7 protein-coding genes are annotated in these 8,436 nt (G+C 35.1%); 3 read left to right on the top strand and 4 right to left on the bottom strand.

The genetic code is table 11. The features are described from left to right. Nucleotides 1-127 precede the first annotated feature (127 nt). Together cls and mecA are read right to left on the bottom strand one after the other, a co-directional pair. The gene (gene cls, locus AB3X49_RS14055) at nucleotides 128-1,672 is read right to left on the bottom strand and encodes a cardiolipin synthase (protein WP_002064255.1); all 1,545 of its coding nucleotides are present in this window, start codon (nucleotides 1,670-1,672) and stop codon (nucleotides 128-130) included. 72 nt (nucleotides 1,673-1,744) lie between these two features. Further along, nucleotides 1,745-2,428 carry an adaptor protein MecA gene (gene mecA, locus AB3X49_RS14050; RefSeq protein ID WP_367962829.1) on the bottom strand — a complete coding sequence of 228 codons (684 nt, stop codon included), beginning with the start codon at nucleotides 2,426-2,428 and terminating at the stop codon, nucleotides 1,745-1,747. Nucleotides 2,429-2,863: 435 nt separating this feature from the next. Here mecA and AB3X49_RS14045 point away from each other — a divergent pair, with 435 nt between their 5' ends. Further along, nucleotides 2,864-3,538, top strand: coding sequence for a TerC family protein (locus tag AB3X49_RS14045; protein ID WP_367962827.1), 675 nt, complete (start codon nucleotides 2,864-2,866; stop codon nucleotides 3,536-3,538). 50 nt (nucleotides 3,539-3,588) lie between these two features. On the opposite strand, the gene spx is transcribed toward AB3X49_RS14045, so the two are convergent. Next, on the bottom strand, nucleotides 3,589-3,984 hold the full coding sequence (gene spx / locus AB3X49_RS14040; protein ID WP_002011348.1) for a transcriptional regulator Spx: 396 nt from the start codon (nucleotides 3,982-3,984) through the stop codon (nucleotides 3,589-3,591). 580 nt (nucleotides 3,985-4,564) lie between these two features. Between spx and AB3X49_RS14035 the strand changes: the two genes are divergently transcribed. After that, nucleotides 4,565-4,768, top strand: a complete 204-nt coding sequence (locus tag AB3X49_RS14035) for a hypothetical protein (protein ID WP_000559981.1) — start codon at nucleotides 4,565-4,567, stop codon at nucleotides 4,766-4,768. A gap of 30 nt (nucleotides 4,769-4,798) precedes the next feature. On the opposite strand, the gene AB3X49_RS14030 is transcribed toward AB3X49_RS14035, so the two are convergent. Continuing rightward, nucleotides 4,799-6,445, bottom strand: a complete 1,647-nt coding sequence (locus AB3X49_RS14030) for a peptide ABC transporter substrate-binding protein (protein ID WP_002125935.1) — start codon at nucleotides 6,443-6,445, stop codon at nucleotides 4,799-4,801. Between the two features lie 351 nt (nucleotides 6,446-6,796). Between AB3X49_RS14030 and AB3X49_RS14025 the strand changes: the two genes are divergently transcribed. Beyond that, nucleotides 6,797-8,242, top strand: a complete 1,446-nt coding sequence (locus AB3X49_RS14025) for an MATE family efflux transporter (RefSeq protein ID WP_367962825.1) — start codon at nucleotides 6,797-6,799, stop codon at nucleotides 8,240-8,242. Nucleotides 8,243-8,436 lie beyond the last annotated feature (194 nt).

The raw sequence follows: 8,436 nt of genomic DNA, 5'->3' as shown, positions 1-8,436 counted from the left end.
CCCTTCCATTATTTATTCTGAATTTCATCCTTGACTTTTCATAGTTGGTCTTTCAACTTCTTGTATTCTACAATTTACTACAAATTCCTCTCAAAAAAAGAGATGTCCTAAATTAGGACATCTCTTTCTATAATAAAGGTGATAATAACCGATACGTCGATTCAACAATCCGCCTATGAAGACGTCTCTTATGAAATCGGTCAACATGAATTTCACTGGATTCTTCTAAATCGTCTTTAAAATCTTGAACGAGCTTTCGAATGCTACCTGTATCATATAAAAAGGCATTTACTTCAAAGTTTAAATGAAAACTTCTCATATCCATATTAGCTGTCCCAATTGATGCGAGATCAGAATCCACGATGACAACTTTACTATGAAGAAAACCTTTTTCATATTCATATATTTTTACTCCTGCATCTAATAACTCCGGAAAGTACGATCTTGATGCATAAAAGACAGTCCGCTTATCTGGCTTACTTGGCATTAACAAACGAACATCAATACCAGCAAGTGCAGCTACTTTTAATGCAGATAAAATATCATCATCTGGGATAAAGTATGGTGTTGCAATCCAAATCGATTTCCTAGCTGAAGCAATCATTGCAAAATATAAATGTTTAATTGTTTCCCATTTATTATCCGGTCCACCTCCAACAAGTTGGACTCCGCCCCAATGATCACCCTCAACTGCTTCCGCTTGTAAATATTCAGGTGCTAATACCGCCTCACCAGTCATATAAAACCAGTCTTGAAGGAAAATTAGCTGTAAACTTTGAACTGCTTCACCGCGTAAATATAAATGCGTGTCTCGCCAAAAACCGAAATATTTATCCTTCCCTAAATACTCATCACCAATATTTAATCCACCTACAAACCCTTCATTTCCATCTATAATAACGATTTTTCGGTGGTTTCGATAATTAATTTTATCGTTTAAAATTGGAAAGCGCACAGGGAAAAATGGAATCATTTCTACTCCTGCATCATTCAATTCTTCAATATACGAATTTGATAATTTAAAGCTTCCAACCGCGTCGTATAAAAAACGTACGACAACGCCTTCTTTTGATTTTTTTATTAAAATATCTTTAATTTCTGTACCGAGCTTGTCATCACGCACAATGTAATACTCCATATGAATGTGGTGTTTCGCTCGATTTAACCCATCTAAAATTGCCTGAAACGTTTCGTCTCCATTTGTTAATGTCCTCGTTTCAGTTTGAAATGAAATATTTAAAGCACCTAGTCGATCTGCTAAACGAAATAACAATTCTTGATGCTTATGATTTCGTAAAATCCGTTCTTCGTAATCTTCGTGTCCCTTATATTGTAAAAACGCCTGTTCATCGAGTAATGCCTTCTTTTGGAACATTCTTTTTCTACGAAAATTTTGTCCAAATAAAAGATAAGCAAAGAAACCGAACACCGGAAAAATACCTAGTACGATTAACCACGTAAGTGTTTTAGACGGATGGCGGTTTTCTAAGAAAATAACACATCCAATTAAAAATGCGGAAACCGTAAATAAAATACTAATAATACCTAAAATAGAAACATCCTTTATCCCAATGACATCCGAATAAAATGCTACATCAATAAACATGCGTAATGAAACAAATAATGCGAACAATAGTAGAAAAAAGAAAAGTAGTTTTAACGTGTTTTTCATCTCTTACCTCCTTACTAAGAAAGCCTTCCTATTCTTCATAAAAAAAGCCGATTTCATACTATAGAAATCGGCCTACATTTTAGGAGGGAAATTGTTGCGAATTGTCTCAAGCGCACGCTCTTTCACAACCTGTTTCCCATACTCACTTACACGGTGAATCGTTAAAGTAGATTCTTCTCCATATTCTAAAACAATACTTAAAATACGATCAATTTCTTCTTCATCATGTAGCACTTCATCGAATTCCACATATACATAATATCGGTCCTCAAATGAATGTAATTCATCTTTTATATCTTCAAAGATAAGACGATGACTTAATGAAATAACATCTTCAAAATCATTAAACTTAATTAAAAAGCCAAACGTACCATCTTCATTAAAGTGTGTTCCTACTTGTTCTTCTACCTCTTCCACTAATTCTTGCTGGAATAATGATTCGATGCCTTCATCTAGAGGAATGTCTATAATTTTGTCTACACCTATTGGTAGTTCCAGCTTTTGTCCATCCTTTGAAAGCTCCGCTTTCGTTACAAGTACTTCAATCCCTTTATCGACTGCTTGCACTTGGATCCATAACGGCCCATCGATAAAGAAATCATCATGATCACGAGCTTCGTCCATCATCTCCCAAAAGAGCTCTTCACTTCGTTCGCGATCATACCAAATTTCTTCACGATTAAACCCTCTGTCCTCTATATCAATGTACGTAATAAAAAATTTCATCGTATGGTCATTAATTCTTTCAATATCCAAAATACAACGCTCCCTTCCTGCTTAGAATTGTTATGAAGGGATTCCCCACTCATATGACAAAACAATAGATTCTTGTACTCTCATTTTATGATAAGATTCTCCAGAAGGGAAATAAAATCGATTTATTTTACAAAAATAGTTATATACCTATCTGTATTCGACTTTTTACATAAAGTGAAACAATAATCAGTATTTTTTTCATCCTCCACTGATTATTAGCTCGCACCAATCGGAATAAATATACCATTATACCAATTCACTGCTCGCAAAAAATTTGGACATACATTCCCACATTCCCTCGTACACTGTAATAAAGTGAAACTTCTATTAGAGGTGATTATTTTGTCCCTGGAGCGCGAGATCAAAACTAGACAAACTTTCTTCACCACATACATATATTTCGCTTATTAAAACATCATAAATGGAGGCAGACGAATGGACTTAGAGTTTTTAACATCTGTACTAATGATTGTCGGTATCGATGTTGTACTAGGTGGCGATAACGCAATTGTCATCGCACTAGCTAGCCGAAATTTACCTGAAGCAAAACGAAATAAAGCCATTTTGATTGGTACTATGTTAGCAATTGTGCTACGAATTCTCCTCACGATACTAGCTGTCTATTTACTTGATATCCCATTTTTACAACTCACCGGCGGAATTTTACTTACATTAATTGCGGTCAATTTACTCACTGATAATAACAACGATCTTTCTTCTATCAAAGGAAAAACGACTTTATTCCAAGCTGTGCGTACAATTGTATTCGCGGATCTCGTTATGGGGTTTGACAATGTTATTGCCATTGCAGGAGCAGCTCACGGAAGACTTTCACTCGTAATTATCGGTTTATTCATTTCTATCCCGATTATCATTTGGGGAAGCAAACTTATTTTAATACTCATGGAACGCTTTCCATTTCTCATTTATTGCGGAGCAGCAGTTCTCGCCTATACAGCAGGAAAAATGATTACACATGAAGACAGACTTGCAACGTTTTTTCATCATAATCCTAGTTTTGCCACAAGTATCCCTTATTTGTTCATTTTCACCATTTTATGCATAGGCTTTATCGTTCAACAAGTCCGATTACGTAATGTTAAACCGTAAAAAAAAACCTTCTACTCTATAATAGGTAGAAGGTTTTCATATTATTATAATTAATTTACAAGACGCTGTGCTTCACGTAATTGGAACGTTCTTACTGTACGTGGTAAGAAACGACGGATTTCATCTTCGTTGTAACCTACTTGAAGGCGTTTTTCGTCAATCATAATTGGACGACGTAAAATACCTGGATAGTCACGAATCATCTTATATAAATCTTGAAGTGGTAAAGACTCTAAGTTCACATTCAATTCTTGGAAAACTTTTGAACGAGTAGAAATAATCTCATCCGTTCCGCTTTCTGTCATACGTAAAATCTCTTTAATCTCATCAATCGTTAATGGATCTGAGAAAATATTACGTTCTGTATAAGGAATATGATTTTCCTCTAGCCATAATTTCGCCTTTCTACAAGACGTACAGCTTGGAGAACTATATAATGTTACCATACAAAGCTCACTCTCCTTAAAGAGTACAAATTCTGTACTAATTACAGTTTAAATTTCTAACTTCCGCAATTTTTCGCGATAACTTGTCTTATAGCAAAGTAAAAAATCGCAATTCATGTAAGCAACAATAATTACTTTTAATAAGTAACTTCTATAATCATTATACAATAGTTTTTGCAAGAAATATACAGTGAATTTACTGCTAGTTGAGAAAATTCCTCCGTGTACTCCACTGCTATGCAACATGATTATACTCAGTAAAACTGTCCTTTAACAACGGTCTTCAACCCTTTTGATACTTACTTTCTACACTAATCTTCACTTGATATACAATTACAGTTTCATAATCTTCCCCATTAAAAAGAGAGCGTTTTCTTACCTTTTCCCGACAAAACAATTGAGAAATGTAAGACTCTAAAGGTTAGAAACGAAAAGGAACATTTGTTCTTATTTTAACAAATCTCTCCGCTCATGTCTATATGCTTTCTAAAGTAAATCGAATATTTTTCTGACATTTCTTTCTTTTTTACCATTTATCTCATACAATAAAAATACAGACAGACAAAGGGGGAATTTGCATATGATCGCTTTTTTTACTGATTTTATCATTGTTGCTACCCTCATCATCGGAATAACAGCATTGATTGGTGTCATTACAAATAGCATCGGTGAAAAACTCTTTGGTGGGAAAGAAAAAATGAAGTTTGTTAACAAAAGTTTAGATGTACAATCTGGCTGGAACCAAGTTGGTGGAAAAGGCATTTATAAAAAACGTACGTACTAAAAAAAGCAGGTAATCACCTGCTTTTTTTTGTTATTTTCCTACTGATGCCCATTTGAAGCTTACTTCGCCACCATACTTATGGTTGTACATATCTTTAATTGTTTCTCTTTGTAAATATGCTCTACCACGTTGATATACTGGAACAATCGCAGCGTCATCAAGTAACATTTTTTCTGCTTCAAGTAAGTTTTTCCAACGAGCATTTACGTCACTTCCATCTTTCTTCGCTTTCATAATAATCTCATCGTACTTCGGATTAGAATACTTCATTTTATTTTGTGCCCCATCAGTTACGAACATATCAAGATATGTAACTGGATCTGGGAAGTCTGCACTCCATCCAGAGAATGACATTACAAAGTCGCCCGCATCTTCTAATTTTAGTTTTTGCGCGAATGGTTGTTGTTTAATTTTCACTGTTAAACCTGGTAAATTCTTTTCTAACTCACCTTTTAAATATTCACCAGTTTTCTTCGATAATTCAACGTCTTCATTTAATAGCTCTAATTCAATTTCGTTTTTACCAAGCTCTTTTTTACCAGCTTCCCAATACTTTTTCGCTTCTTTTACATTTGGTTTTACAATATCTCCATTTTCAACACGGAAATCTTTTTTATCCGGTCCTTTAATGAAATTGTCAGGAATTAATCCCGTCGCTGGCTTAGAACCGTTATTTAATAATGTATCAACGAATGGTTTACGGTCAAAACCAAGAGAAATTGCTTTACGAATATTTTTATTTGCTAAAGCTGGGTCTTTTTGATTTAAGCGAAGGAAGAATACAGATGTATCTTCTACCGTTTTGAAATCTGGTTTTCCTTTATATTTATCGATGAACTCTGCTAATAACGTCGCTCGATCGACTGCGTTTGTTTCATATAAATTAATTGGCGTAGACGTATCTTTTACAATATTAAAGTTTACTTCCTCAAGCTTCACTTCTTTATTGTCCCAATATGATGAGCTCTTTGTCATTTTGAAGCTACGTTCATGTTGCCAATCACTTAATGTAAATGGTCCGTTATAAAGTGTTGTATTTGCTTCTAAACCAAACTTCGCCCCTTGCTCTTTCACATACTTTTCATTAACAGGATAGAAGATCGGATAGACCATTAAATCAACAAGATATGGAATAGAATTATCTAATTCTACTTCTAGTGTATGATCATCAATCGCTTTTACACCTAATTGGTCTGGACTCATCTCTTTTTTATTAATTTTCTCAGCATTTTTTATATCGTACATAATGTACGCCGATTTCGCAGCTGTATCTGGATTAATTGCTCTTTGCCATGCATACACGAAATCTTTCGCCGTTACAGGTTCACCATTTGACCATTTTGCATCTTCACGTAATTTAAATGTATACTTTTTACCGTCTTCTGACTTTTGGAATTCCTTCGCTACACCTGGAACTAATTTATCGTCTTTCCCAAGGCGGTATAGGCCTTCCATCGTATTGTTCATTACTTTTGAAGAAACTGCATCAGCTGATAACGCTGGGTCCATCGTTGGAATTTCTTGTGTTTCAATTAAGTTAATAACTTGCTTCGCACCGCTTTTCCCGCTATCCCCTTTTGCGTTCGCTTGCGGTTCATCTTTTTGGTAGCCACATGCCCCTAAAATCATGCTCATTGCTACTGTTGATGCTACAAAAACTGGTATCTTTTTTTTCATACTTCCACCCTCCAAAAAAATGTTAGCCCTTTCATTTTCAAACAGAAAGAAATATATATGTTCTAACAATTCATATTATACACACAAATATATTCTTTGTATATTTATATTTCTATTTTATTAAAATTTTCTGTTAACACCACGTGCATTTGTAAACGTTTCACACTGCGTTTTTATTGAACTAAAGTGTTAAAAATATCCATTTTTATACTTTTCTAAATTATCAAAGAAAAATAAATTTTATATTCCAAAATATCTTATGCATAATTATTCCTCCTTTTTTGTCATAAAATGAAGGTTTATTCATATTGAAAATATGTAGGCTAAAATAAGTGCAAAGGATATGAAAGTGTGTTACGATACACTTTGCTAAAAATAGATATCGGTAAAGAGGGGACGGACATGACAACAATTCGCTCAAAAAACGGGCCAACAGAGAAATTAAGTTTATTCTTATTAACATGGCCTATTTTTCTAGAAGTTTTTCTTTTTATGCTGATGGGGATCGCTGATACTTTCATGTTAAGTGCATTATCAGACGATGCTGTATCTGGGGTTGGTGCAGCGAATCAATACCTTCATATCGCGATTTTAGTACTAGAAGTCATCGGGAATGGTGCAGCTATCGTTGTATCCCAATACCTCGGTTCTAAACGCTTTATGGAAGCATCAAAAATATCAGCATTAGCCGTCACATTAAATTTAGTGGTCGGACTCATTATAAGCGCTGGTTTTCTTTTATTTTCAAAACATATGATGACGGCAATGAATTTACAAGGCGATGTACTAACGTATGCACAAAGCTATCTATCCATCGTCGGAGGAGCTATTTTCCTTCAAGCTATTATTAACTCATTAGCCGCAATTATCCGCGTTCACGGCTTTACAAAGCAAGCGATGTTTGTTTCGCTTGGAATGAATATTATTCATATCGCCGGAAACTACGTACTTATTTTCGGGAAATTCGGTTTCCCTGAACTTGGTGTGCAAGGGGCCGCGATTTCTTCCGCTGTCAGCCGGTTAATCGCACTTATCATTTTCTTCTGGTTACTGTACCGCGTTATGGAATACCGTGTGAAATTACAATATTACTTCACTTTATCAAAAGAATATGTTGGCAAAATTTTGAAGATTGGCATTCCATCTGCATTCGAACAAGTCATGTATCAAGCTTGTCAAATTGTCTTCTTATATTACGCAACATACTTAGGTACGGAATCGTTAGCTGCAAGACAATACGCTACTAACATTTCCATGTTCACTTATTTATTCGCCATTGCTATCGGTATGGGAACAGCTATTATCGTTGGACGCCTAGTTGGCGGAAATGAAAAGGATGAAGCTTACACACGCGTATGGAAAAGTGTACAATGGGCGATTGGTGTAACTTTATTTATGGTCATGCTCGTTGTTACATTCCGCACACAATTAATGGGACTATTTACGGATAATCCTCATATTATCGCTCTAGGGGCAAGCGTTCTTTTACTAAGTGTACTACTTGAAACAGGACGGACGATGAACATCGTCATCATTAATTCACTTCGTGCAGCTGGCGATGCAAAATATCCTGTTTTAATCGGCGCATTCTCCATGGTGTTAATGAGCTTACCACTCGGTTACTTTTTCGCCTTCCATTTAGACATGGGGCTCGTTGGTATTTGGCTAGCGATTGCTATCGACGAATGGACGCGAGCAATTATTATGTTCTTCCGCTGGAGAAGTAGATCGTGGGAAAATTATGCACTTGTTAAACCAAATGAGCAAGATGAGAGTGTTTCTGTTCAGGCGCAGTAAAATAAAAGTGTTTCTAAATGAAGAAAAAGGCGGCTGGATTTCAGTCGCCTTTTCTTCATTCTTGAAAACTCTTAATTTGCTGTCTTTAAACAGAAAAAGAACTTGGATAAAATCTCTTTATACTAAATTAAGTTTAATTAGTATAAAAAAATAGAGCCATCCTTCTGTAATAGAAGAATGGCTCTACTTTATTA

Source organism: Bacillus sp. C30 (assembly GCF_040838255.1).
Classification (GTDB): Bacteria; Bacillota; Bacilli; order Bacillales; family Bacillaceae_G; genus Bacillus_A; species Bacillus_A mycoides.
Note: the sequence above shows the minus strand (reverse complement) of the source record. Positions and strands in the feature narration are given on the sequence as shown.

Coding starts and splice junctions, on each gene's coding strand:
- cls (WP_002064255.1), bottom strand. CDS start 1,672: ATGAAAAACACGTTAAAACTACTTTTCTTTTTTCTACTATTGTTCGCA.
- AB3X49_RS14045 (WP_367962827.1), top strand. CDS start 2,864: ATGGACTTAGAGTTTTTAACATCTGTACTAATGATTGTCGGTATCGAT.
- spx (WP_002011348.1), bottom strand. CDS start 3,984: ATGGTAACATTATATAGTTCTCCAAGCTGTACGTCTTGTAGAAAGGCG.
- AB3X49_RS14035 (WP_000559981.1), top strand. CDS start 4,565: ATGATCGCTTTTTTTACTGATTTTATCATTGTTGCTACCCTCATCATC.
- AB3X49_RS14030 (WP_002125935.1), bottom strand. CDS start 6,445: ATGAAAAAAAAGATACCAGTTTTTGTAGCATCAACAGTAGCAATGAGC.